Origin of the sequence: Advenella sp. FME57, assembly GCF_014897675.1 — a bacterium.
GTDB lineage: Bacteria > Pseudomonadota > Gammaproteobacteria > Burkholderiales > Burkholderiaceae_B > Advenella.
In genome coordinates this window covers 33,943-60,378 of record NZ_JABUXU010000015.1, presented here as the reverse complement: position 1 = coordinate 60,378, position 26,436 = coordinate 33,943, and the positions used below count along the sequence as shown (strand labels likewise).

Here is a 26,436-nt window from a genome sequence, read left to right as displayed (position 1 = left end):
CTGTCCATTAGTTTGACAGCGCCATGTGCGGGCTGCCCAGCGCCGGATCAAAGGGATTCAGATTACTGCTGATCGCCGCTGCTTCACGTTTCAGAATATCGACAATAAAGGGCAGGCGTTCCTGAGTCAGCCGTTCAGTAAGAACGCTTAGCCCGATTGCGCCTACCGGATAGCCCGTGGTGTCGGTAAATGCCACAGCAATACCGCCAATACCCGTCAGTTTGCCGGGGCCCGTGTTCAGCACATAATCGTTCTGTTGCGTTTGCCGGATTCTTGCGCGCAACTGCGGCTCATCGATCCCGTCGTCCTGGTAAAAGCGCGGTATGTTGAAAGCCAGGATGGCATTCTGTTCGCTTTCCGGCAAGGCAGCAAGAATGGCAATGCTTCCCTGGCCCAGTCCGATGGGGATGCGCCCTCCAATGCCGCCGGTCAACGACTGCGTGATATAGCTACCTTCCATTTTATCGATACACACCACGTCATAGCGATCACGTAAAAGCACAAACGCCGAGTCCTGCAGCGTTCCCACAATTCTGAGAATGGAACTGCGGCAGATGGCGCGCAGCGACGATTCCTGATGATGCGCACGGGCCACCAGGGAAAACAGCTCCAGGGTCAGCGCATAGGATTTGCTTCCCTGGCGTTGCACGACAAAGCCTTCGGCGATCAGCGTTTGCAAAAGCCGGTGCACCGTTGCCTGGGATTGTTCAAGCTGGCGGGCAATGTCGGTCACACGCAACCCTTGCGGTCCTGCGTCGCTAAGCAAGCGCAAAATACCCAAGCCCTTGGTAAGCACACCTTGCACGCCTGTAGATTGCTGGTCCATGATGATATTCTGTTAAATGAAATTAATAATTGAATATTATATATATTTTTCCAATAAATGAAATATAAATAAAAATAATTTTATTGGTAGAAATACCAATATATAAAACAGGCGATGCAAGGGACAATTATCGAGCTTTGAATACTACTGTCATAAACAGCATGGCAGTTGGGCGCCTCCCTAATTGCATTCCTGGTTGTTTACCGCAGCATCACGTCACACGATGCGGCGCGTACGAGAACAGTGCAGTCTGCGGAACAATATCAAAATGAACGAAGTGAGGACGTATGTCTTTTTTGCAGTTGCACGGCCTGACCAAAATATTTGCGGATACCACTGCCGTCGACAACCTGTCTCTTGATGTCGCCAAAGGGGAGTTCGTTTCACTGCTTGGTCCTTCGGGCTGTGGCAAGACCACCACTCTGCAGATGATTGCCGGATTCGTTGACGTTACCGCTGGCAGCATTATTCTGGATGGCAAAGACATCACATTTGCAAAACCCAATGAAAGAGGGCTGGGGATTGTTTTCCAGACGTATGCGCTTTTTCCGCATATGACGGTGGAAAAGAACGTGGCCTTTGGTCTGGAAATGCGCAAGATAACCGGCAGAGATATTGCCAGGCGTGTCAAGGATGCACTGGCCATGGCGCAACTGGAGAAGTTTGCACAGCGCTATCCGCGCGAACTGTCGGGTGGCCAGCGCCAGCGCGTGGCCCTGGCTCGCGCCCTGGTCATTCAGCCGCCGGTATTGTTGCTGGATGAACCCTTGTCGAATCTGGATGCCAACCTGCGTGAAGAGATGCAATTTGAGCTGCGCCGGATTCAGCAGCAGGCAGGCACCACCACTATCATGGTTACGCATGACCAGGCCGAAGCGCTGTCGGTCAGCGATCGTGTGGTCGTCATGCGAGAGGGCAAAGTCATACAAATTGATGAGCCTTACGTCATGTATGAGAACCCGGCCACGCCCTTTATTTCCCGCTTCGTTGGCAAGACCAATACCTTTGAGGTCACGCTTACCGTTTCAGAGCAGGGCCGCCAGTTCGATCTGGATGGTCACCGCATTACCCTGAAGAACGAGTCGAACATTGCGCCAAGTTCAGGCAGCTGCGACGCACTGATGTCATTGCGTCCTGAAAAAATCGTGATCGGCCGACAAGGCCAGGGGCGCTTTGCCGGTTCGGTCAAAAACAGTTTTTTCCTCGGCAATTTGTGGATGTACGAAGTACAGACCGCTTTCGGGCTAATCATCGTGTCGGTCATCAATAACCACCAGCAGGTTTATAAAATCGGCGAGAACGTAAGCCTGGACTGGCATGAAGGTGCGCTCAAGGTGCTGACAGCCGAGCCCGCCGGGAATCTGTGACCATGACTCATCCTGATCCTGGCGCTGCGCCAGCGCGCAAGCGGCGCTTAAGTTTTCTGGGCGCCATGCCGCTGACCCTGCTTTTCATTGGCTTGCTGATCGTGCCGCTGGTGCTTACCATCGTGCTCTCATTCAGACCTTACGATTACGACCTGGGCGTGCAAGCGGGCTGGACGCTCGAACAGTACATTGAAATATTCACCAGTAACTACACGCTCACGGTATTTTGGCGCACGCTGTGGATATCGGGCCTGGTCACCATTATCTGCGTGCTGATCGGTGTACCGGAATCGTATATCTTAAGTCGCATGAAAGCGCCGTGGAATTCTGTTTTCCTGCTGGTCATCCTGTCACCTCTGCTTATTTCACTTGTGGTGCGGGCTTTTGGCTGGAGCATGCTGCTCAATCCCATGTCGCCCATTGGCAAGTTAACCCAGATGATGGGCCTGGGGTCGCTGCTGTACACCTCCTCGGCAGTAGTGATCGGCCTGGTGCATGTCATGTTGCCGTTTATGATCATTCCCGTGTGGACGTCGCTCAACAAGATTGATCCGCAAACCATCAAGGCGGCTTATTCGCTCAATGCCTCCAAATGGCAGACCATCAAACGGGTCATTCTGCCGCAGGCCACGCCGGGTATTTTGTCGGGCAGCCTGATTGTCTTTGGTCTTTCAACAAGCGCGTTCGCGATTCCCGTGCTGCTGGGCGGTGGTCGGTCCCGCATGGTGTCCAACAGCATCTATGAACAATTCATGATTGATCTGAACTGGCCCATGGGCGCGGCGCTGGCCATGCTGCTGCTGATCATGAATCTGATCATTATGATGTCCTACAATCAAATTCTCGAGCGCTCCTATAAGCGCAGTTTGGGGTAAACAATGAAAAACGGACCCCTTTCTCTGTTGTTCAACACGCTGGTTACGATCTTCATTCTTGCGCCGCTGGTCATCGTTTGCCTGGTGGCCTTCACACCGGAAGATGTGCTGTCCATTCCGACCACCAGTTTTTCATTGCGCTGGTTCCGGGCTGTCTTTAACGAATCGGGTTTTATTGCTGCATTCCAGACCAGTCTGTGGGTCGCCTTTGCCAGCGCTTCCATCAGTGCAGCATTGGCGCTGCCCGCGGCGTTTGCCATTGCCCGCGGACAATTTCGTTTCCGGCATGTGGTCAACGGCCTGTTTCTGTCGCCATTGATGATTCCCAGCTTGGTCATGGGCGTCGCGCTGCTGCGCCTGTTTGCCATGCTGGGCGTTCGCGGCAGCCTGCTATGGCTCATTCTTGGCCATGTCATCATCGTAACCCCGTATGTGATACGGCTGGTGCTGGGGTCCCTGGTGGGCTTTGACAAAAGTATTGAGCATGCCGCAGAGTCGCTGGGCGCGGGCAAGTGGACGGTGTTTCGGCGCATCACCTTTCCCCTGATTCTGCCGGGTATTTTCGGCGGGTGGATCCTGGCATTCATCAACAGTTTTGATGAACTGACCATGTCCGTCTTCCTGACTTCGCCCACTACCATTACGCTGCCCGTCAAAATGTACATGTATGCGACCGAATCGATCAATCCGATGCTGTCTGCCGTATCGGCGCTCATCATTGTGCTGACTGCGATCACCATGTTCGTACTGGATCGTGTGTACGGACTGGATAAAATCCTGATCGGAAAGCAGTGATCATGGCAAATGCAATCATGCAGAAAATGGCAAGCTGATGTCTGGGCTCTTTACGCGACTGATTGATCAGCAGCGCAAGCCGTGTCATTTTTTTGTGAATGGCACTGCGTGTACGGCACGCATGGGCGACACGATCATGACGGCGCTGCTTACCCTCAATGGGCATCTGCGTCTGACCGAATTTACCGGCTCGCCGCGTGCCGGTTTCTGTCTGATGGGCGCGTGTCAGGATTGTCTGGTGTTGCAGGAAAACGGCGAGCGCGTGCGCGCTTGCTCTACGCTGCTGCAGGAAAATATGCGATTTGTGATACCGGAGCAAAAACGGTGAGGGCGCAGGCGCCGGTTATCGTGGGGGCGGGTCCGGCAGGCATGCGTGCCGCCCAGGTCCTGGTGCACGCAGGGTTGCGGCCCATCGTTATTGATGAAGCCCCCAAACCAGGCGGACAAATCTACCGCCAGCAGCCTGACGGGTTCACCCGGGACGCCCGCCAGCTTTACGGTTTCGAACACCGTAAAGCCAGTTCGCTGCACGATACTGCGCAGCAAATGATCGCGTCTGGTCAGATTGATTATCGCCCCAACACCCTGGTATGGGACGCGGATGCCCGGCAGTTGTATGTCACCTGTGATGGTAAGCATGATGCAATTTCTTACGAACGCGTGATCCTGGCGACCGGGGCGACCGATCGGGTATTGCCTTTTGCCGGCTGGACACTGCCCGGTGTTTACACGCTGGGCGGCGCGCAAATCGCCCTGAAGTATCAGGGTTGCGCGATTGGCAAGCGGGTTGTGCTTGCCGGTACCGGGCCACTCTTGTATCTGGTTGCCTATCAATATTGCAAAGCCGGCGCGCAGGTGTCAGCGGTGCTCGATACCAGTTCATTTCCCACGCTGCGCCAGGGCGTGCAGGCCTTTGCCGCCGACGCTTCGCTTATGGCCAAGGGAGTTTATTACATGGCCTGGTTACGAGCCCGCGGTGTGACAATGGTGCATGGGGTTGCAGCTGTTGAAGCAGATGGCATGGGCCGGGTCGCATCGGTCCGCTGGCGAAAAAATGCCGATTCGGCGATGCAGACCCTGGCCTGCGATGCCCTGTCTTGTGGCTTTGGCCTGCGTTCCGAAAGCCAGTTGGCCAGCCTGCTGGGTTGCGACTTTGTGTTTGACGAACAGGATTGCAGTTGGCAACCGCAAGTGCAGCCCAGGGGACAGAGCAGTCGCGCAAACGTGTATCTGGCTGGCGACGGCATGCGTATTGGCGGCGCCGATATGGCCGAACTGACCGGAAAGCAGTGTGCCTATAGCGTGCTGCAGGACCTGGGCATCCATTGCGATAAAAAAGAAGTAGCGCAACTGGCCCGGCGTATTGCTCGTGGCCGGAAAACGCGGCAATGTATTGATCGCATGTTCGCGCCGCCGGCCCACTGGCTCGATGCCGCTGATGATGCCCTGATAGTGTGTCGCTGCGAGGAAATTCGCGTGGGCGAAATCCGACAGATGCTGCGTGACGATCCGCATTCAGGCTTGAACAGAATGAAAGCCCTGTCTCGCGTTGGCATGGGGCGTTGCCAGGGCAGAATGTGTGTGGCGGGCGCGTCCATGCTGTTAGCGCATGAACAGGGCATCGCCCTGTCCGGCGTGGAGCGACTGCGTAATCAACCACCGGTCAAGCCGATTCCGATAGGGGGAGCGGCATGCAAACTGTAAATACCGATGTCCTGATCATCGGCGCGGGCATTATTGGCGCGAGCACTGCCTATTTCCTGTCAAAACAGGGCTTGCAAGTCTTGCTGTGCGATGCCGGACAAAGCGGCACCAAAGCCAGCGGCGTCAACTTCGGCGGCGTCAGACGCCAGGGGCGGCCGCTGTCGCAAATGCCACTGGCAGCACGATCGCATCAACTGTGGGGGCAATTGTCCGAGCTGATCGGCATTGATGGCGAATATATTCGCTGCGGCCATTTGAAAATCGCATTCAACGGGCAGGATATGGAGCGCCTGCAGGAATACAACCGCAGCGTGGCATCCTGCGGTCTGGATCTGCAATGGCTGGATGCCGGTCAGGTGTACAGCCGCTACCCATGGCTAAGCACGGATATTGCAGGCGCATCATTGTGCCCGGCAGATGGCCACGCCAACCCGCGAGTGGTGTCGCCAGCTCTGTCCTGGGCGGCGCAGCAGGCCGGGACCAGGCTCATGGAGCATTGCCGAATAACCGGCAGCCGTTATGACGGTCGCTATTTTCGGTCGGAAACCGCAGACCACCAGCATATTCAGTCGCGCTTTGTTGTCAATACGGCAGGCGCCTGGGCGGGGGAAATCGCAGCGATGTTCGGTGAATCGGTGCCGCTGACCGAGATCTATCCGCAGATGGGCGTGACCGAACCGCTGCCGCCCATCATGAACGTGGTGCTTGGCGTACAGGGCGGCGGCATCTATGCCAGGCAGGTGGCCCGCGGCAATATTGTTTTCGGCGGCAGCCGGGCGCTCTCGTTGGCTACCGGCTATGCCCGCCCATCGCATCAGAGTGTGAGCATGCTGCTTACGCGACTGGCAGGGCTTATTCCCGGCATTGCACATGCAAATGTCATCAGGTTCTGGAGCGGCGTCGAAGGCGCCACACCAGACCTGAATCCGTATCTTGGTCCAAGCCGCAAGACGCCAGGCTTGTTTCATGGTTTTGGCTACAGCGGCGCGGGGTTTCAGGTAGGCCTTGCATCAGGAGAAGTGCTGGCGCAGCTTATTGCGACCGGCAATAGCCATATCCCGATAGAGGATTTTCGAATCGACAGGTTTACAGCTGATTCCGGCAAGCTGTAGATCTCTTCATGGAATGCCGGCAAAAGGAACACAGATGAAATCAGTATCAGTAAAAAAACGTCCGGTCGTTGCGGCTTGCATGCTGGCTGTGGTCGGAATGCTGACGGGCGCAAACGCAAGCGCGGAACAGAAAACGCTTTATCTTGGCATGAACGGCGGCGATATGCAGCGCGGGTTTGAGGAACATGTATTTCCCGCTTTCGAAAAAGCGAACAATGTGAAAATTGTGGTGGTGCCGGGTACGTCAACAGATGTTCTGGCCAAGGCACAGGCGTTCAAGGACAAGCCGCAAATGCATGTCATGTTTTTGGACGATGGCATCATGAACCGCGCCACCAAGATGGGGCTGTGTGAGCCCATCAAGGATGACAAGGCCTTGTCCGAGTTGTATCCGGAAACGCTGATCGGCAAAAACATGGCTGCCGGCGTGGTCACGACCATGACCGGCCTGTCATATAACACCAAACTGTTCAAGGAAAACAACTGGGCTCCGCCGACCTCCTGGAAAGACCTGGCCGATCCCAAGTACAAGGGCAAAGTGGTATTTCAGTCTGTAGCCAGTAGCACTTATGGTCTGCATGCCTTCATGATGCTCAATCGGATTGATGGTGGCGACGATAGCAATTATCAGGATGCGCTGACCAAGTTCAAAGACACAGTCGCCAAAAACGTGGTTGCCTATATTCCGAGCTCAGCCAAGATTTCGGAAATGACGCAAACCGGAGAGGCCGCCCTGTTCCCGCTTACGCCCACGGCCATCTATTCGCTGAAAGAAAAAAACCTGCCGGTCGAATATGTGGATCCGAAAGAAGGTTCGGTGCTGCTGGCGGTTGCCCAATGCGTCATTGCCAACAATAGCGAGCCTGAACTGGCGCAAAAGCTCGCTTCTTACCTGCTGTCGGTGCCTGCCCAGGAAGGAGCGCTTAAATTCGGACAGTATCCATCCAACAAAAATGTGGCCGCCAAAACCGAGCATAAGGAACTGCTGGGCGACTTTGAAAAATATATGAAGCACGTGGTTGTGGTGGACTGGGACCGCATCAATAAAGTTCGCCCGAAACTGAATCGCGACTGGAAGGAACAGATCGAACGATAAGACGCACGGGCCAAGGCGTCAGGGACCGCACAAGGGGCCAGGGCGCACGGCATAGACTGCTTCGACCAGAGTGGACCGGGGCGGTGGCAGGTCAGGAAAAGTGTTCTGGACAAGGTGCATCGAACAAGGTGCATTGAACAAGGCGGACCAGATCAGGCCCGCCGGATAAACCGGTGCTCCAGCGCGCCCATCTTGCTGGTCACTGGCCCAGCACCGCTGATCATGGCGATGCGGCCTTTCCATTTTCTTCAAAAACATTTAGTATCTGATAAAAAATCACACAAATGCAATAGAAGAAAGAGGAGAAATTATGCCTGTTGTGTCATCGCGTTTTGTCACTACGCTGGGTATCGTTTGTTGTTTGGCTATCGTCGCAGGTTGTGCCACAACAGGCCAGGATGATCAGGCCGCCCGGTCCTGCATCGCACTTAACGGCACCACCGTGCCTGCTGCTTCCATTGGTCTGGCCACGCGCGGTGCGACGGTCACGGCAACGCAATACCAGCCACCGGTCTCCACCTCGCCCAAATCCCACCCAGGTTATTGCAAGGTGCTGGGCGATATTGCTCCGGTGGATCCGCAGGCGCCCGCCATTAAATTTCAGTTGAATTTGCCTGCACGCTGGAACGGCAAGTCGCTGATGATTGGCGGCGGCGGGTATAACGGCGTGCCTGCAAAAACGACCGATCTGCTACCGGCCGGCCCGGTGGACAAGCCGGACCCCATTGGACTTGGCTACGCCACTTACGGCAGTGACTCTGGCCATCAACTGGCTGAGGATCCGGCCAATCCCGGCAAGTTTGCGCTCAACCAGGAGGCCCTGAGAAATTTTGCCTATGAAGCGCTCAAGAAAACCCATGACACGGCCCAATATCTGATTGCCGGCCATTATGGCAGGCGCGCACAACTGAAATATTTTGCTGGTGGCTCTACCGGGGGTCGCGAAGCGCTTGCCGTGATTCAGAAATGGCCAGGCGACTTCAATGGCGTCATCGCCCTTTATCCGGCCTTTGCTGCTGCTTCGCTGGATCTGCAGTTCGGGCGCATTACGCGTGCACTGGCTCAGCCCGGCGCCTATCCTAACCAGCAAAAGCGGGAGGCTCTGTATAAGGCCGGCATGCAGGCATGCGATGGGCTGGATGGCGTCCGGGACGGATTGATCAGCAACCAGCGCCAATGTAACCGAATTTTTGATCCTGCCAAGGCGACCGTGGATGGACGCCCCTTGCGCTGCGAAAACGGTGCGGACACGGGCAACCAATGCCTGTCCGATGCGCAGATCAGGGCGATGAAGGTATTTGCGTCGGACATCGTCTTCAAACCACCGGTCGGCAGTGGCGAAGTGCGGCACGCTGGATTCAATACCTGGGGAGTAGACCTGGGGCGCCCGGCCGGCGAGAGTAAACTGCAGGCAACCGTCAATTACCTGAACCTGGGCTCGATTGCTCCAGCGTATCCCATGCCGCCCAATCCGGCTGGCAGCCAGAGCGTGCCTTACCATGCCGGTTTCTGGGATCAATGGGTCAAGTATTTCATCACGAAGGATCCCGATTTCAACAGTTTGTCGCTGGACCCGACCCGACCCGGCAAGTGGCGCAAGCGTATTAATGAACTTACCCGGTTGCAGGATATCAACCAGACAGACCTGTCTGCCTTTGCCAATCATGGCGGTAAACTGCTTATTGCCCACGGGGTTGCCGACGGCCTGGTGCCAACACGGGCGACCGAAGATTACGTAAACCGCGTGCGGGCAACCATGGGCAAACAGAAAGCCGACCAGTTCCTTCGATACTACGAAATCCCTGGATATGGTCACGCTGTCAGCACGGTGTTCAATGCGAGTTGGGATTCCCTGGGCGCACTGGAGAACTGGGTGGAAAAGGGCGTTGAACCCGGGCTGCAAGTGGTGGCAGATACGGCCGGCGTACCCGGCAGAACCCGACCGCTTTGTGAATATCCGGCATGGCCAAGATACACGGGCAGTGGCGATGTTAACCGCGCCGCTTCATTTGAATGCGCAGGCCAGTAGCGGGCTGACCCTCAAGCTCCTGGCGCCATCAGCGGGTGGGCTCGCACCCGTGGGGCATCAATTGCTATCGCTGTCTACGGACAGGCTGAACTCAATTGCCACTACGTTTGGCGCGCTCCTGGTATGTTCAGCCGTTTTGTTCCATTAATAGTGCCTATTTAATAATAACGCGCTATTAATGGAACTCCCAATGGGCCCCCATCTCGCAGTTGGCGATCTGACCAACTGACACCTGCATTCCTCGCGTATTCACTAAGGGATAACACTAATATAGTTAACCCTTGTCCCGTCCTGCAACATTAAATCCCTATAATGGCAGCCAATATTCCAATAAGCTGGAAAAGTCAACTATTTATGGCTGACCTGGTACTGGGAAATAGCACCTGCCGGTCTCTTTCCCGTTTCCAAAAAGCTGTCGCTGTATCCTATAAACAAGGGGATTATTTTGTTCAGTATGATATCTATTGTGATATCTCTGGTTCTGCTGATGTATCTGGCGTATCGGGGATATTCCGTTCTGATCCTGGCGCCTCTCATGGCGGGTCTGGCCGTTCTGCTCTCTGGCGATGTTGCCCAGCTCCTACCGATTTACACGGAAACCTTCATGCCTGCGCTGGGTAAATACCTGCTGCAGTTCTTTCCGGTCTTTCTGCTGGGCGCCGTGTTTGGCCAGCTTATGGCCGATTCGGGCGCGGCCGCGTCTATTGCCAACTGGATCATGCGTGTGCTTGGCCCGCGCCACGCCATTCTGACCGTTGTTCTGGCTTGCGGTATTCTGACTTACGGCGGCGTCTCGCTGTTCGTGGTTGCATTTGCCATCTATCCTATTTCAAAAGTCATGTTCTACATGGCAGATATCCCGAAGCGTCTGGTGCCCGCTGCCATCGCCCTTGGCGCCTTTACCTTTACCATGACGGCGCTGCCCGGCACGCCGGCCATCCAGAACACCATCCCCATTCCCTATTACGGCACCAACGCCTTTGCGGCACCCGGCCTGGGGATTATCGGTGGACTGATCATGTTTGGCCTGGGCATGTTGTGGCTCATGAGTCGCGCCCGCAAGGCGAAAACGGCCGGTGAAGGTTATGGCGACCATAACGATGGCGTCGCCCACGAAGTTATCAGCACCGACCACAATATTTCATTTGTGAGCAGCATCATCCCACTGATCCTGGTAATCGGCATCAATGCCCTGTTTACCTATGGCATCTTCGAGGGCATGGATCTGGCTTTCCTTAAGGAAAAATTCCCGGCACTGAATGTGAAAGGCGCACTGGGCCTATGGGCCATTATTATTTCACTTGTTATTGCGTGCCTTTGGCTCATTATTACCCGGCTGCGCCACTGGACAAATCTGCAGGACACCATCAACAAGGGTGCTTACGGTTCCATGCTGCCGATCTTCAATACTGCCTCCGAAGTGGGCTATGGCGCCGTGATCGCCAGCCTGGCCGGCTTTGCCATTATCAAGGAATTCGTACTGGGCGTCGCACCCGGCAATCCGCTTATTTCCGAGAGTATTGCCATGACCTCGCTGGCCGGCATTACCGGTTCGTCATCGGGTGGCCTGAGTATCGCCCTGCAAACACTGGGGGCAGATTACCTGCGCCTGGCCCAGGAAAACAATATCAGCCCCGAACTGCTGCACCGTGTGGCGGTAATGTCGGCTGGCGGGTTTGATACGCTGCCGCACTGCGGTGCGATTATCACGCTGCTGGCCATCTGCGGACTGACTCATCGCCAGTCCTATCTGAATATTGCAGCTGTCACTATTGTGATCCCGCTGTTCGCTGCTGCTATGGTGATTACGCTGGGAACCATGTTCGGTTCGTTCTGATTGGTCAGTCGTGGCTGCGGCTAATGCCCGGGCGGTACGCGAAAAGGTCCCGACCGGACAACAGCGCTTCGGAAGCCGACCATAGCGCGGCCGCTACTTCAGGTTGCTGAACATCCCTGGCGTATTGCATCAGGGTGGCAGCCAATGTATTGGGTTCGTCGGTAAACGTATTTAACTGTGCATTCAGGTCCTGCAGTAATGCACGGGTCTGCGGCGTCCAGCTGTCCTGCAAGCTCTGCAATTGTGCGATACTGTGCCCGAAATTCAGTGCCGATATAAGGTGCGCCGGCGCCAGGCTATGCCGCTGGCTCGATTGCGCTAGATGGGCAGTCAGGCGCAGCGTCTGGCGAACGGAGCGCGCCATCCATTGCCCGGCCCCCAGTTTATCGCTGTTATTGATCAGCCTGAACAAATCGCGGTTGATGGTGCGGGTCGCCTCATGCACGTGCCGGTCGCTACGCCGGGGCAACAAAATAAAGCCGCCGGCCACAATACATGCCGCCACAATCATTGAGCCGGACTCGGCCACCACATCCATTGGCGTGACAACACGGGCCGGCAACATGGCCTGGCTGCCCAGCAAAAACGCCATTGTGGCATCCAGTGCAGGAAACCCGAACATCGTGCTGGCCCGCGCCATACCGCCCACAAGCAGGAATGGCAGGATAGACACCACAACCAAGCCTGTGCTGTGAATATGCGGAAAAATTGCGAGCCGGTAGCCAACAGCGATAATGGACCCCACAATAATTCCCTTGAGCAGGAAAGGCGCTACGATCTGCGGCTTGACCATGGAGCCGAGCACCAATGAGAACATGGCCGTCGCCAGTGCGGTCATCTCGCCAGTAAAAGAACCACCCACATAGGCAAGCGATGCCGACACCAGCGTGATCAGGCCACACAACAGGCCGGTCTGGCGCGCCAGACCCCAGTTGGTTGCGGGCGCCAACATGGGCGCATCCAGTCTGAACATAAACCGTGCCGACTCCTGGTCTGAAGTGAGCAGCCATTTGGCGCCTTTTAACAGGCGTTGCAAATGTTGCGCCAAGGTTGGGTCGGTCGCCTGTGCCAAGGCCAGTGCCTCATCCATACGTTGTGGGCTCAGTATCTGATTGGCGTCTTCTTTGGTCAGTGCGGCAATGGCCAGCAGCTGATTGCCCAACTGCGGCGCTATGGGCAGGCCAGGCCGGTTGTGCGTATGCAACCGGCGCGAAGTAGCCAGCAGGCCGATCGTAGAGACGATCATGGCATTGATCACCCGCTTGTGTTGTGCCGCAGCCGGCGAACCAGCCATAATGGCGATGCCCGAGGCTTCCAGGCGGCTTATCTTCTGCAGAATTTCAGCCTCCTGCGCGGCGCCGTCTTTTGTCGCGCCGTTAAGCGTGGTGCCCAGAAGATGGCAGGCGCTTGCCGCCACTTCGCACACAGACAGGTAAAACTGATCACGATCGGCATTGGGTGTGAGCAGGGCGGATGACAGGGTGATCATTAGCACCCCGATAAACGTACACTCCACCCGGGCCAGCGCCAGTTGCATATAGTTCTCGGGCACGAACATGCAGGGAATAACCACGACCACAGCCGTAATGCCAGCCATCAGCGCCGCATATGATTGCACCCCGTAAAGCAGATGGGTCAAGGCGCCAAACACCGCCACCCACAGCGCCAGCATCAACAGCGCAGCAAAGGGGGCGTCCTGTATGAATTGAATCATGCCAAACCCGGCCAGTGCGCCCAGCGCCGTGCCTACGACCCGATACAGCCCGCGCTCGAACGCCAGTCCGCGCATGGCCTGGGCGACAACGAAGACCGGCATGGCGGCCCAGAAGGGGTTGGGAATATGCAGAAAAGAAGCAATGGCAAACGCCAGCCAGGCACTGAGGGCAAGTTGCAGCCCGTAAACCACTCCCCGCCTGTCCAGCCCGATTTTTTGGGCAAGAAATAGAACAGGATTTTCGTTTGACATGGTTGGAGAATTAACCGTGGATTTGACTGTCGGAGTATACCTTGTTTGGGCCCGAGGCCGGATCACAGGTTTGGGCAGTGCGCCAGTTCAAACCTGCGGTCGTTTTCTATTGGGCAATATTTTTGTAAAAATTGCCGTCGACAGCAGTGGCCGCATACAGATAATGATGGAACGACCTGAAAAGGTTCATAGCCCGATATAATTTACAAATTCGTCGTAATTCTCTGGGTTGGACTCTTTAACTTTGGCCAGATCACTGTGAATGGACTTCAGCACGATGTTTGCCGATTCATAGTAACTGTCTTGACGTAGCCGCTTGTATACTTTTACCTGAGACTTCCCCTTGTTCAGGTCTACCGATAAAGGCGTGTCGCTGAAAGGCATGCATTGCTCCCAATAAAGTACCCAACAACATTGAAACCTGTATTCTATTACTAACAGAAGTCAGTCTTATGACTCTGAATTAATTCTGTCGATCCAATATTGTGTGGAAGCGTCGTGAGGCGTGCGCGCTGGAGCCCCCTTTAGTTCAGCGGTGATATCTTTGGTTAATACTTTGCCGTACTCAACCCCCCATTGATCAAATGGGTTCAACCCCCACACTAATCCCTGAACGAAAACCTTGTGCTCATACAGCGCCAGCAGTGCGCCTAACGCAAACGGTGTAAGGCTGCGCATCATAATCAGATTTGACGGCCGACCGCCTGGATGTATTTTGTGTTTTGCCAGTTCGCGCGCTTTGGTTTCTGATAACCCTGCGCTAATGCACTCTGCGATCGCTTGTTCATAGGTTTTGCCCGTCATAAGCGCTTCTCGTTGTGCGAGACAATGAGCGAGCAATTGAGTGTGATGCTCTTTCCAGGTATGGTCTTCATTCTGGCATGCAATGAAGTCGACCGGCGCACCGTCACTACCCTGGTGTAGCCATTGAAAGAAAGTATGCTGAGCGTCTGTACCCGGCATGCCCCATACGGCGGGTCCGGTTGGGACGGTAATAAGTTCCCCGTTCAGATCGACTGATTTTCCGAGCGACTCCATCTCCAATTGCTGGATGTACGGGATTAAATTGGCCAGACGGGAGTCATAAGCGGAAATATTGAGTGAGCCGTAATTCAAAATACTTCGATTGGCAATTCCGGCCATTGCAAGCTGTACCGGAGCATTGTCTTTGATGGGTGCGTTCAAAAAATGGTCATCCATCGCTTTTGCGCCGCTTTGAAGCCCAGCCACCACGTCAGATCCAACTGCCAGCCCGGCAGCGACACTGACTGCAGACCAAATGGAGAATCGTCCTCCGACCCAGTCCCAAAATTGGAATATCTGATTTTCCTGCAAACCCCAAGATAATGCTGCTTTTGGATTTGCCGTAATTGCGATAACCTGGTTCAGTGGATTGTGGATACCTGCAGCTTGCATCCATTCTATAGCACGCTTGGCATTTTCTAAAGTTTCCGCAGTCCTGAACGACTTGCTCGCGACAACGACTAGCGTCTCTCTGGGGTCCAGACCAGCCAGACCACCTTCCACAGCGTGACCATCAATGTTGGCGACGAAACGGATATTACGCCACATGCCCGCATATCCAAATGCCCCTACTACCAGACGGACTCCCCAGTCACTGCCACCAATACCAATATGTACTATATTGCGCCAGCGTCGTTCGCTGTCACTCCGCCTTACAAATTCCAACGCACGTTTACGTTCTTCTGCGACCTCAACCGTAGGTCGGGGTGTGCGCAATTGAGTATGCCAGGCCGCACGCCCTTCGGTGGTGTTGACGGGATGTCCATCAATGAGCGCAGCGCGCCGTGCACTTAATTGACGCACCTCAAGCAATTTTTCAATATGGATGGCTACTTCGTCTGAGTACACCTGACCAGTCAGATCAAGATGGAGCCCGCCTGCTTCAATGATACGCACCGTGGGGCTGGTTCGAGGAGCGCGTTGAATAGCGTCAACATATTCCTGCCATTCAGGTAGCGTGGTAAGGGGCTGCGTGTAAGTTGATACGGACATGTGTGGTAGTAGGTAGTCTTGAAGTCGGAACTTATTATATCGCAACCGTAATTTTCATTTTCCGAGTACTGGATCCGCCACGAAAACCTGGCCAATAAATTATATCCGGGAAGCGCCGTTTTACTTATTGCAAACATGATTGTAAATGCCCAAGACTCGACTGGTCTTCCGTGCACCATTCTAGTTGACCGGACACGTTATCTTACGTCTGGACGGTATGCGAACGAGCCATGCCCGGACACCAACACTCAGAGGCAGGCAAAAGAACCGCGGTTGCTTCTGGTTGTTTCCACCAGTTTTTATCATCATGAGTGCCGCGAGGCGCCCGCATGACATAAATGCCAATTCAATGAGGACGATCAGCCATCAATTTGGCTGTCTGTATAAAGTTTATTTGGTCGTTCTTCCGAGGATTTTGTCTGAAGCGCCTGCCAGGCAAGACCTGCAACGGATCTTTCTCCAGGAATACGTTTATAGAAATTACCATTAATTTGAGTGGTGGCAATCAAATGGTTCCTGAAGGAATTAAACAGTTTTTCGTCGACAATCTGATCTGCTGCCTCCCTCCAGAATTCATCCAGGGAGCCTTGGAAGGTAAGCCCCTTAAAATCGTACATAGCTCTACCGCATACTTTGAGCGGGGATTTATGCAATAGTGCAGACAGACCAACGGTGCTGTTGACAACTACTGTGCCAATAGCATGGCTTAGCAGTGAGGGCAAATGTTGATCATGGATGTAATGCACGCGGCCGGACAAGTCATAAAGAAACTCAAGTTGCTGAAGCCAGCTGGAGTAATCATTGTAACCACGATCCATCGGGTGATGTTTAATGACTAAATGAGTACCCATGGGCGCGTATTTGGAGAATGATTTCACCACAAATCGGATATAGGTTTCAACGGTCGCGAAATCGGAATGGGTGTGAATCTGGGCGTCGTTATATACCTGAAGCGGGAGCAGAAAATATTGTTTGGAAAAGTTCGTGGTTAGTTTCTTTTCCATATTCCTTTCGGCAAAATGGTACCAAGCCTTGCGTGTGAAGCTTCGCAGCCAGATATAGCCTTCCTTCAGGTGCAGGCTGCGATGATGGCGGTAATGCCAGAAAAAGGGTTTGAGAAGGATGCTGCTGGTGTAATACAGTACTGCCCACAGCATCATGTAGGGGAATGCATACCCTACCTGCTTTTCCCGTCGAGTTGGGATTTTTCGCTGACTGTAATAAAACTGCGCTTCGCGCGCAGCGCTGGAGTGATCATTTACTCCGTTTTTTTCAAGTGTAATAAAATTTGGGCGTATATAACCTTCTTCGAAAACGCCGATCTGTACACCGTATTTCGAAGCGATCTGATGCGCAACAATATGAATCGGTCTGCAATCCCCGAAGAGAAATACGACATCTATATCCAAATCGTTCAGGAGGTTTTCAAAAAACGCACGCCACTCTCTTGGATGTTTACGAAAGCTGATAGAGGTCTTTGGGTTGAAAAACCAGTCTCCGCCATTGAAATTTACGACGTGAACTTTTGCACCACAATTGCGCAAATCAGAGGCAAAACGACGAAAAAAAGGGCCTACTGGCCCCTGCAGCAATAAGATACTTTTATTTTCGAAGGCTTTTATTCCATCAAGAATCACGACCGTTTGCCTCTACCCTGAAAAGCTAATATGTTATCTGAAATATACGTACATCAGCATAAAAATCACAAACGTGCAACTTAACGGAGAAATAAGAGACAGCGGACAGTTCTTCAAAAAGCTTGCCTGATAAGACGCCTTAAATAAAAGTTACATTTAAATACATATCTGTCAGGCTCGTATTATTTCGTGTCCTATTTCCGACAGAATCTTACAAATTAGTTTACATTACGCATGTAAATGCAATAAAAATAAGGTGTTTTCACATTTGTAATATGTTTTCGTCTTAAAATCCAGCACAAAGTCAAACTATTGGTGTTCACTGAATGGCAAACTCGTCCTCTAAAAATCGACTCCTGTTTATCGGTATCGTACTCATCCCGTTTGTAATAGCAATAGTCTATTATGCTGTTTTCGCAACAGACCGGTATGTCAGTGTCGCTGAAATTGCTGTAAGACAAACAGACAACGCTAATCCTGCTGCAGAGGCGCCCGGATTGGCCTTGCTATTGGGTGCAGTGAATCCTACGTCCCGGGAGGAGACGTTATATTTGAGGCAATTTGTCACTTCAGCAGATATGCTCAATATCTTGAAAAAAGAGCTTAACTGGACAGATCATTACACTTCGGTCTATCGTGATCCATTGTATTGGCTCAACAATGCAGCTTCAAATGAAGACATGCTGGCTTTCTATCAAAGGGTAGTACAGGCGCATTTTGATGAGGAAACTGGACTTCTGCAGCTGGAGATACAGGCTTTTGCCCCCGAATATGCCCAGAAGGTGCTGAGTGTGATTCTGCGCGAAAGTGAAAAGTTTGTTAATGAGCTTTCCCATAGAATGACTCAGGATCAACTAGCTTTTGTGGAGAAAGAGCTGGGAACAGCTCGCATGAACTATGAAGTGAAACGCAGCGAACTGTTACGTTTTCAGGCAGAAAATAATTTACTGGATGCTGAGGCAACAGCAGAGTCACGCTCTACGATGATTGCAACGATGGAATCAGAGCTGGCTGCAGAGAAAGCAAAATTGAGTGCATTGAATGCTGCGCTCAATAGCAGTTCCCCTCAGGTGCAACAGCAAAAAAGAAAGATTGCTGCGATTGAGAAGCAGCTTGAAGCTGAAATGCAAAGACTTATCGCCCAAGGGGGGGATAGCAACAAACTAAATACCGTAGCGTCCAAGTATCGAGATTTGTCCATACAGGCCACGACGGCAGAAGAGGCCTATAAGATTAGCTTGGCGTCGCTTGCCAATACGCGAATTGAAATCAACAAGAAATTTCGGACACTTGCCGTCGTCGTGACCCCGAATCTCCCAGATGAAGCAATTTACCCCAGCAGGCTTTACAACCTGATCACTATACTTGTAGCCTTGCTTGCCGTTCTTGGTATTGTGCGGTTCATTGTTGCAACGATTGATGACCATAAAGATTAACAAAGTGATGAATGATGCTTCTGAAGAACAGCTACCATCCTTACGATTTTTTAGTGTGAAATATAAAATGGCGAAAATGCTAAGCTCAATTGCAATCCCCAAACGGCTTTTTCGAATGACAGGTCCCGTTGTCGTTATGCTCGCCTTGGCGGGATGCGGCTCGATCATGTCAGGATCGGGGCCTTACAGTAGCTCTATTACCTCCAGTGAAGCAGGAACAGATCCGGATCTGCCATATTCCGTGATTGACCTTGCTCCGCGTAACATTGCTGAATTTTCACGGGCGGCGCCACCCCCGGCCTCATCAAATGTATCTAAAACCAGTACTACCACTACAATACAGTTGGTGCCCGGCGACGTGATTCAAATCATGGTATCTGATTCAGCGGAGGGTGGCGTGTTTGCACCTCTTTCGGCAGGCGGCACCACGTTTGAAAATGTACGGGTAGGAGCGGATGGAATGATCTCCATTCCTTATGCCGGGGATGTGAATGTGCGTGGCCTGACGCTTACCCAAGTGGACAACAAGCTTAAAAAGAAATTAAAAGGAGCATCGGCAACTGACCCGCAAGTGCATAGTCAGATCGTCGGCGATTTGTCCGGGTCTGTGTTGGTCGCTGGTGCGGTGAAGGCGCCTGGCCGCTTTTCCAGTCTACAGGGGCCGCTTACCATTCTGGACGCCGTCAATATGGCGGGAGGTCCGATATATGAACCACATCTGATCAATGTGATCGTGCGTGATGGTAAGCGTGCGTTTACCATCAACTATGATGATGTTCTTAACGGGAAAAATCGCAAAGTTTCTCCCCGCTCTGAAATTGTGCTTGAGCGGGCCCGTCAGCGTTTTGTTGCCATGGGCGCAGTGGGCGAGCCTGGTTTGAAGGATCTGCCTTCACGCAATCCTAGTCTACTCGAGGTTTTGGGAGTGGTGGGAGGGTTGAATGAAGAAAAAGCCGATCCTCAGGGTGTTTTTGTATTTCGTGTAAATCCCGAGCCCAAGGAAGGCGAACCTGCAGCTCAGGTGTTCCGGCTGGATATGCGTAAGCCTGAATCGCTGTTCTTGGCGCGTGCTTTCCAGGTATTTCCGGAAGATGCTGTTTACGTAACGAATGCTCCGGTATACGAGTGGCAGAAAATTATCTCACCTATCGCGCAAACCATGATGGTTGGTCGGGCAATTAGCAGATTCTAACTGAAGGCAGGCACCTCAATGGAAAAGCGTTCGTCATTCGGGATCATGAAGGCGGTGATATTCGCCCTCTTGCTTAGGGAAATGCGCAGCAGGTTCGGTGCCAAGCGGTTCGGGATTTTCTGGGTGTTTTTTGAACCCACCGCTCAGATAGTCATGATGATGACTATCTTCTCGTTGCGTGGTCGTACTGCTGGCTATGGAATCGATTATCCGATTTTCCTGTTAACAGGGATGGTGCCTTTTTTTATGATGAGAAATATTGTTTTCAGAGTCATGGAATCGGTAAGCGCGAACAAGGCGCTATTTTCTTACAAGCAAATTAAGCCATTTGATACGATGGTGGCCAGGACTATAGTAGAGATCACGATTTATGCTTGCGTCTATGTCATTCTTCTCTTTGTTCTTGGATTCTGGTTCAGCGACGACGTTGCTCATCGTCATCCTCTCGCCTGGCTAACTACTATTTTTATTGGGATCGCTCTTTCGTTCGCGTTGGGCATGATCTTTTGCATGATTACTGAGGTGCTGCCGGACTTGAAGCCGATTGTGCGTATGGTATTTTTCCCAATTTACTTATTGTCAGGCGTGTTATTTCCGGTGAGGGCGCTACCGCCGGAAATACTCAATTGGTTATTGTGGAATCCATATCTACATATTGTTGACGATTTGAGGTCATCTGTATTTGAGTATTATCCTCCGATAAACGGGGTCAGTATTACTTACCCATTGCTTTGCGCGACATTGCTTTCGCTGATTGCACTCGGGCTCTACCGGGTTCGAAAGCTGAAATTGGTATCATTATGATTGAGATACGAAATCTAACGAAATCCTACCTCACAGTGACGGGGCGTGAGTTTGTATTCAGAAATCTGTCCCTGGTGTTGCCTTCCGCGAAGAATATCGCACTGATCGGGCGTAACGGTGCAGGCAAGTCCACCTTATTGCGTTTAATTGGGGGGCTGGACATCCCGGACAGTGGCGATGTTATCACGAGTAACACAATTTCTTGGCCGGTTGGCATTTCAGGCGGATTTCAAGGATCTTTGACTGCACGCGAGAATGTCAAATTTATTGCCAGAGTCTATGGTGCCGAAGGCGCGGCAATGCGCTCGAAAGTTCAGTACGTAGAAGAGTTTGCTGAAATTGGGAGATATTTTGATCGACCGGTCAAGACGTTTTCTACCGGGATGCGGGCACGTGTAGCATTTGGGTTAAGCTTGGCATTTGATTTTGACTATTACCTAGTCGATGAGGCCATGTCTGTTGGTGATGCTCATTTCAAGAAGAAAGCCAGTCAGGCTTTTAAAGATAGGGTTGGAAAAGCAAATTTGATTCTTACAACGCATGGCATGAACCAAGTAAGGTCGTTATGCGACTATGTACTACTGATTGATAAAGGACAGGTGCTGCCGTATGAGAACGTGGAAGAGGGTATTGCGGCATACAACGCGCTGGCGTAATTTGTTACTAGTTCCAACGAGAAGAAAAAAGTATTAATGGTATTCATTTTGAATAGAATATTCCAGCGTATTGCACGTGTTTTTTTGCATAGTAAACAGGATGTAAACGAAGGTCTATTAACACGCGCATCCCCGGCTGCTGAGAACTTAGCAACACCGGTTGCTGCCATTATTGTTCCTATTCGTGTCAATCATCAAGCAAGAGAGGCGTTAGTGCGTCTTGAACGTCTCTTATCATTGATACCAAGCTGTTTCGAAGTTGTTGTTGTTGACGATGGAAGCGCTAAGCGTTGGCAAAAGGAGATTTGTCGTTTCGCAATGATCCGACCAAATAGTCAATATCTTTATCTACCTACTCGCAAGCGACGATTCTCTCTGGCGCGTGCGCGCAACAGCGGTGCACGCCAATCGACATCTGAAATTATTCTTTTTCACGATCTGGATTTCTTGGGTACAGCTGAAACGTATCTGCAAATTGCAGATATTCTCCGGGATAAGCTATCTCCTGATAATAAGCAGCATTTCTTTTGTATTCCAGTTGCTTTTTTAACCGAACAGGGCACGAAGCGCTATATCAGATACCTCCAATCGTCGCCTCAATCGACCAATTGGGCGTTCTATGAAGAGGCGGAGCAAGGTGGTGGTGTGAAGTTTCTTGTACAGGGAAGTTCGTGCATTGTTGTTTATAAAAAGTATTTTTTAGAAATCGGTGGGCACGATGAAAGCTATGATGGGCATGGAGCAGAGGATTTTGAGCTGCTACATAGACTTTCTTCAAACTACCTCATTGCAAAAAGACCCGTTGATTACTCGGTAAATACGGGTAGTGGAAAAATAATCGAATACCGTGGCTTCAGAGCGTTCTTTGCACTCTATGGTGAAGAATGTGTTAAGTCGGGCTGTGTATTGGTCCATCTTTTCCACCCCAAACGTAAGGAATCAGATTATTACCAACATGAAAGGAATTTTGCTAAATTAAAGTCTCTGATGTCGCAAGAGTAAACCGTCATGGTTAAGATTATATACATTCTAATGTGTCACGGCCCGCTCGAATCTATTTTTTCGCTAGTCGATACAATTCTTGAAGCCGATGATAGCGCTGAAATAATTATTCATTATGATAACCAAAGTGATCCTGCTGATTATAATTTATTGTTATCGAAGTTCAATGACTTTCCACGATGTCATACATTGAAAAGCGAGGAGCGAGTAAATGGCTATTGGGGAACGTTCGGTCTCGTGCAAGCTGTTTTGAATGCATTGCGGTTCTTGACATCTCGTTCGTTTAATTTTACTCACTGTTATTTATTGAGTGGAAGTTGCTTTCCTATTAGACCACTATCTGAATTGAAACATTTTTTATACAGTAATGCGAACAAAGAATTTATCGAATGTCAGGATACGACTTGGATTTTTGATGGAATCAGAGAGGATCGATATCGGTATCGACATTTTTTTTCAAAGCGGCGTAACCCAAAGCTATTTCGTTTGTGCTATTTGATACAAAAAAAACTGTTATTACGGCGGAATATTTTAGATGGCTTCGAGATTAAATTTGGTTCTCAGTGGTGGTGTTTGTCTAGGGCGACGATATTAAGGCTAATAGATTTCATTGAAGAAAGACAAGGAGTTGTTAAATTTTTCCGTACGGTCTGGATTCCAGATGAATGTTTTTTTCAGACTTTAGTTTACCACCTCTGTCATCACAACAACATCGCCAATAGAAGTCTAACCTATTATGAATTTGATTCGACAGGGAAGCCAAAATGTTTTACGAATTGTGATATCACTGATGAAATGAAAACTACTCATTTTTTTGTACGTAAGTATCGTTGAGACTGTTATGATGCTGGGTTTGAAATGAATCAATTGGAAGAAAGTATTAATTTAATTAAGGCGGAATAGAGAATGAGTTTACCTAGTTTTATATGTATCGGCGCTCAAAAAGCTGGAACGACATGGCTTGATGCACAATTAAGAAAACATCCATCGATATGGATGCCTCCAATGAAAGAGGTACATTTTTTTGATTATTTATTTCGAGAAGATTTTCGAAAGTGGATTGGGCATCATATCAATGCAGTGCTCAAGCGGGAACTATTTAAACTTGTTGGTGATAAAAACAAGAAGATTGACTGGAAGCGGATTCACTATTTATCGGAATTAGCAACCTACCCAGAGGGTGTTTCAGAGGGCTGGTATAAAAAAATTTTTTCGTATGCTCCTCATGGGTCGGTCCGTGGTGAAATTACACCAGAGTATAGTACGATAGGCGAGGATGGAATTAAGTATCTGTTAGAACTAATCCCTGACGTAAAAATTATCTACATCATACGTAATCCAGTGGCCAGAGCCTGGTCACAGCTGAAAATGAATATGGTTCGTAACGGTTCATTAGTGAAAGGGGAAAGCGTAACTGACGAGGTCTTTGTAGAAAATCTCAATAACCCATCCATAATGGATCGCGGTAACTATTCAGTTTTTGTTCCTCAATGGGATAAGTATTTTACTGAAGGAGAGAACATTTTGTACATTCCCTTTGACGATATACAGTCTGAGCCTCAACGCCTTATGTCAGAAATTGAAGAGTTTCTTGGGCTGCCAAAATTTTCAAGCTACGAAGGATTATCTAAAGTAGTACACAAAGGTAGCGAAACATCGATTCCTGGGATTGTAGATGCAGAGTTGCAGCGCATGATGACTGGCGAATTCGAATATTTAAAAACAAGGTTCAGCGCGAGTTTTAACTCCAGAGTCTAAAATAAAAATCAACATTATGTTAGTTTAAGTTAGGTCATTTATGATTGCAGATAACAAAGTAAATATCAGAGAATTTGTGTTGCTTGGAGGGGCTGGTGCGCCTAACTATGGTGATGAACTAATTGTCCATGCTTGGATTAAATATTTTGAGCATAGAAATCTTAACGTTAAACTCCATTTCTACGAAAACAATGCTGCAAATATGAGTAAATTGCATGGCAGCGGTAACGAAATTGTTGAGTTGATTTTCAGACAGGATTTAGTAAAAATCGCAAAGAATGTTCCAAAGAAAACCTCGTTTTGGTCGCAAATTGTAAGGGGTTATCGATTCATCGAGAGAGGAGGATTCAAGCTATATAAGGATATTGATCTGACGGTATTTGAACGTGCTGAAAGTGTGCATTTGCATGGTGGCGGTTACCTTAATAATTGGGATCCGGAGAAAGGATTTTATATAGGATTTGCTGCGGCACTTAATAAACATTTCGGGACAAAAATAATTGCGACAGGTATTGGCTTCGGCCCCGTTGAGACCTCACCGTCTAAACAAAGATCCTTATTTAAAGAGATTTTCTCTAGGTTTAGCTGGTTTGAGCTACGGGATGTCGATAATTTTCGTTTGCTTTCAAATACGCTTCAGTGCGATAAGTTCATATTTGGATTAGATGACTGCTATCTGCTGCCGTTAAATAAGATTATAAAATCCCGGAATGATAATAAGAAACGCTTGTTTTTATCTTTTCTAAACTATAACGTTGGTAGCATTCAAGAGAGCTTTTGGAATGCACTGCGTACTTATTCCGAGCATTTTGACGAGATATTATTCTTTGAAAGCTATCCGTGGGAGGATAAAAATGTGTTCAATTTGGTAGAAAGTAAAATCCCAAATTTACGGTTGCTTCCAGTCAGCGAGACGATTTCTAAAGGTATAAATGCTAATAAGGAAGATGTGGTCATTACTGGCCGTTTCCATGTCCATTTCGTTTTCGCTCGGTTAGGTTGTCAAGGATTCTATAATAAAGATTCTCGCTATTATGATATCAAGCATCAATCTATTTTGGATCGTGGCTCAAATTTTAAATTTGTTGATTACTCTGAAGAAAATTTCAATGTGAATGAGAGCTCGCAGGTACCTTTGATAGCAGCGAACGAAGCTATATTGAGTCTTCAAAAGAAACAATTCGTAGATAATTTTTACGATTGAAATATAAGATTAAGAATATTTAAATTTTGTTTAATCATAGTTGAAATAACTACTTCTATAATCCTAAATTCCTTCAGTGTTTGGTTAATGGTAGAGCGTGAAATGCAGACGAAAATTCGGAAAGCACTAAATCAAAAATGGGGCTGGCTCAAGGAAGTGGCAAGATACCGAAATCTTGCCTTCAGACATGGGCGCGATTTACGTATTAAACAGAATAATCTAAAGAAATTTAAGCCGAACGATATTCTTCTATTTGCAGTGATGAAGAACGAAGCGCATAGATTAAGTTATTTTCTTGAGTACTACCGGAACTTGGGTGTTGATCATTTTATTTTCGTCGATAACGGCTCAACTGATAATTTTGATGATGTCACTCAGGCACAAAATGATGTAACAACATTCTTTACTTCGGCAGGATATAAAGCCTCCAATTTTGGTATGCATTGGGCAAACTATCTTCTATATAAGTATGGCGCTGGTCACTGGTGTATCACTTGTGATCCCGATGAATTTTTAGTGTATCCGTACATTGAGACTCGTGATTTGCGTGATTTGACTGAGTTTCTGTCATCCATACGTGAATCCGCTTTTTTTACTACAATGGTGGATATGTATGGAGACAAAGCAGTAGAAGAAAGTTTCTACACGGAAGGGACAAATCCAATCAATGCTTGTTCTTATTTCGATTCCACTGGATATGTGAAAGCGTATAGCAAGGAATATAAGAATTTGTTTGTGCAGGGGGGGGTGCGGCGTAGAGTGTTCTTTAAAGATAATCCGGAAAACGCACCTGCTTTGAATAAAGTGCCGCTGGTTAAATGGAAACGCCATTATTTTTATGTTTCCTCCATGCACATGGCTATACCGCGCAAGCTAAACGAAGGTTATTTCAGTAGAAAAACATCTGGTGCTATTTTACACTTCAAGTTTATTAGTCAGTTGAAGGACAAGGTAGTTGAAGAGATCGCTGCAAAACAGCATTACAATGATTCCGCTGAGTATAAAAAATATAACAAAATCATTCAAGAGAAGTCGCATCTATACGATGCAAGTATCTCTGTAAAGTACGAAAATTGGAGGACTTTGGCAAAACTGGGTTTAGTTAACATCGGGGAGTGGTGATC

General features: G+C 50.0%; 22 protein-coding genes. 18 read left to right on the top strand and 4 right to left on the bottom strand.

Translation table 11 applies throughout. The annotated features are described in order from the left end of the window. Window positions 1-7: 7 nt before the first annotated feature. Window positions 8-826: an IclR family transcriptional regulator gene (locus INT32_RS16545; RefSeq protein ID WP_193089824.1), complete on the bottom strand. Its 819-nt coding sequence runs from the start codon at window positions 824-826 to the stop codon at window positions 8-10. A gap of 287 nt (window positions 827-1,113) precedes the next feature. Here INT32_RS16545 and INT32_RS16540 point away from each other — a divergent pair, with 287 nt between their 5' ends. The 9 genes from INT32_RS16540 (at window position 1,114) to INT32_RS16500 (ending at window position 11,641) form a co-directional block, all read left to right on the top strand. Further along, complete coding sequence (locus tag INT32_RS16540; protein WP_193089823.1) at window positions 1,114-2,193, top strand: ABC transporter ATP-binding protein; 1,080 nt, start codon at window positions 1,114-1,116, stop codon at window positions 2,191-2,193. A gap of 2 nt (window positions 2,194-2,195) precedes the next feature. Beyond that, complete coding sequence (locus INT32_RS16535) at window positions 2,196-3,068, top strand: ABC transporter permease (RefSeq protein ID WP_193089822.1); 873 nt, start codon at window positions 2,196-2,198, stop codon at window positions 3,066-3,068. 3 nt (window positions 3,069-3,071) lie between these two features. Beyond that, on the top strand, window positions 3,072-3,863 hold the full coding sequence (locus tag INT32_RS16530; RefSeq protein ID WP_193089821.1) for an ABC transporter permease: 792 nt from the start codon (window positions 3,072-3,074) through the stop codon (window positions 3,861-3,863). Between the two features lie 37 nt (window positions 3,864-3,900). Then, window positions 3,901-4,191 carry a (2Fe-2S)-binding protein gene (locus INT32_RS16525; protein ID WP_193089820.1) on the top strand — a complete coding sequence of 97 codons (291 nt, stop codon included), beginning with the start codon at window positions 3,901-3,903 and terminating at the stop codon, window positions 4,189-4,191. Further along, complete coding sequence (locus tag INT32_RS16520; protein WP_193089819.1) at window positions 4,188-5,567, top strand: FAD/NAD(P)-binding oxidoreductase; 1,380 nt, start codon at window positions 4,188-4,190, stop codon at window positions 5,565-5,567. Before INT32_RS16525 ends, INT32_RS16520 begins: the two co-directional genes overlap by 4 nt. Beyond that, a complete protein-coding gene (locus INT32_RS16515) occupies window positions 5,555-6,679 on the top strand; it encodes an FAD-binding oxidoreductase (protein WP_193089818.1) in 1,125 nt (374 codons plus the stop codon). Before INT32_RS16520 ends, INT32_RS16515 begins: the two co-directional genes overlap by 13 nt. Window positions 6,680-6,713: 34 nt before the next feature. Further along, the gene (locus tag INT32_RS16510; RefSeq protein WP_193089817.1) at window positions 6,714-7,775 is read left to right on the top strand and encodes an ABC transporter substrate-binding protein; all 1,062 of its coding nucleotides are present in this window, start codon (window positions 6,714-6,716) and stop codon (window positions 7,773-7,775) included. A 310-nt stretch (window positions 7,776-8,085) separates the two neighbouring features. Continuing rightward, window positions 8,086-9,804 carry a tannase/feruloyl esterase family alpha/beta hydrolase gene (locus tag INT32_RS16505; protein ID WP_193089816.1) on the top strand — a complete coding sequence of 573 codons (1,719 nt, stop codon included), beginning with the start codon at window positions 8,086-8,088 and terminating at the stop codon, window positions 9,802-9,804. A 454-nt stretch (window positions 9,805-10,258) separates the two neighbouring features. Next, a complete protein-coding gene (locus tag INT32_RS16500) occupies window positions 10,259-11,641 on the top strand; it encodes a GntP family permease (RefSeq protein WP_193089865.1) in 1,383 nt (460 codons plus the stop codon). Between the two features lie 4 nt (window positions 11,642-11,645). Here the strand turns inward: INT32_RS16500 and INT32_RS16495 are convergent, their stop codons facing one another. From INT32_RS16495 to INT32_RS16485, 3 genes are all read right to left on the bottom strand, one after another. After that, window positions 11,646-13,607, bottom strand: coding sequence for an FUSC family protein (locus tag INT32_RS16495; RefSeq protein WP_193089815.1), 1,962 nt, complete (start codon window positions 13,605-13,607; stop codon window positions 11,646-11,648). Window positions 13,608-14,057: 450 nt separating this feature from the next. Next, entirely contained in the window at window positions 14,058-15,623 is a 1,566-nt protein-coding gene (pgi, locus tag INT32_RS16490) for a glucose-6-phosphate isomerase (RefSeq protein WP_193089814.1), read from the bottom strand. 359 nt (window positions 15,624-15,982) lie between these two features. Then, window positions 15,983-17,260, bottom strand: coding sequence for a capsular biosynthesis protein (locus INT32_RS16485; RefSeq protein WP_193089813.1), 1,278 nt, complete (start codon window positions 17,258-17,260; stop codon window positions 15,983-15,985). Window positions 17,261-17,586: 326 nt separating this feature from the next. On the opposite strand from INT32_RS16485, the gene INT32_RS16480 reads away from it, so the two are divergent. From INT32_RS16480 to INT32_RS16440, 9 genes are all read left to right on the top strand, one after another. Further along, on the top strand, window positions 17,587-18,696 hold the full coding sequence (locus INT32_RS16480) for an ABC transporter permease (protein WP_193089812.1): 1,110 nt from the start codon (window positions 17,587-17,589) through the stop codon (window positions 18,694-18,696). Next, the gene (locus tag INT32_RS16475; protein ID WP_226817166.1) at window positions 18,680-19,888 is read left to right on the top strand and encodes a polysaccharide biosynthesis/export family protein; all 1,209 of its coding nucleotides are present in this window, start codon (window positions 18,680-18,682) and stop codon (window positions 19,886-19,888) included. The genes INT32_RS16480 and INT32_RS16475 overlap by 17 nt, the downstream gene beginning before the upstream one ends. An 18-nt stretch (window positions 19,889-19,906) precedes the next feature. Continuing rightward, window positions 19,907-20,692 carry an ABC transporter permease gene (locus INT32_RS16470; protein ID WP_193089811.1) on the top strand — a complete coding sequence of 262 codons (786 nt, stop codon included), beginning with the start codon at window positions 19,907-19,909 and terminating at the stop codon, window positions 20,690-20,692. Further along, complete coding sequence (locus tag INT32_RS16465) at window positions 20,689-21,348, top strand: ABC transporter ATP-binding protein (RefSeq protein WP_193089810.1); 660 nt, start codon at window positions 20,689-20,691, stop codon at window positions 21,346-21,348. Before INT32_RS16470 ends, INT32_RS16465 begins: the two co-directional genes overlap by 4 nt. Before the next feature lie 48 nt (window positions 21,349-21,396). Beyond that, on the top strand, window positions 21,397-22,350 hold the full coding sequence (locus INT32_RS16460; RefSeq protein ID WP_193089809.1) for a glycosyltransferase: 954 nt from the start codon (window positions 21,397-21,399) through the stop codon (window positions 22,348-22,350). 6 nt (window positions 22,351-22,356) lie between these two features. Next, window positions 22,357-23,184, top strand: coding sequence for a beta-1,6-N-acetylglucosaminyltransferase (locus tag INT32_RS22415; RefSeq protein WP_193089808.1), 828 nt, complete (start codon window positions 22,357-22,359; stop codon window positions 23,182-23,184). 72 nt (window positions 23,185-23,256) lie between these two features. Beyond that, window positions 23,257-24,108, top strand: a complete 852-nt coding sequence (locus tag INT32_RS16450; protein WP_193089807.1) for a sulfotransferase — start codon at window positions 23,257-23,259, stop codon at window positions 24,106-24,108. Window positions 24,109-24,148: 40 nt separating this feature from the next. Further along, a complete protein-coding gene (locus INT32_RS16445) occupies window positions 24,149-25,312 on the top strand; it encodes a polysaccharide pyruvyl transferase family protein (protein WP_193089806.1) in 1,164 nt (387 codons plus the stop codon). A 102-nt stretch (window positions 25,313-25,414) separates the two neighbouring features. Then, window positions 25,415-26,434, top strand: coding sequence for a glycosyltransferase family 2 protein (locus tag INT32_RS16440; RefSeq protein ID WP_193089805.1), 1,020 nt, complete (start codon window positions 25,415-25,417; stop codon window positions 26,432-26,434). Window positions 26,435-26,436 lie beyond the last annotated feature (2 nt).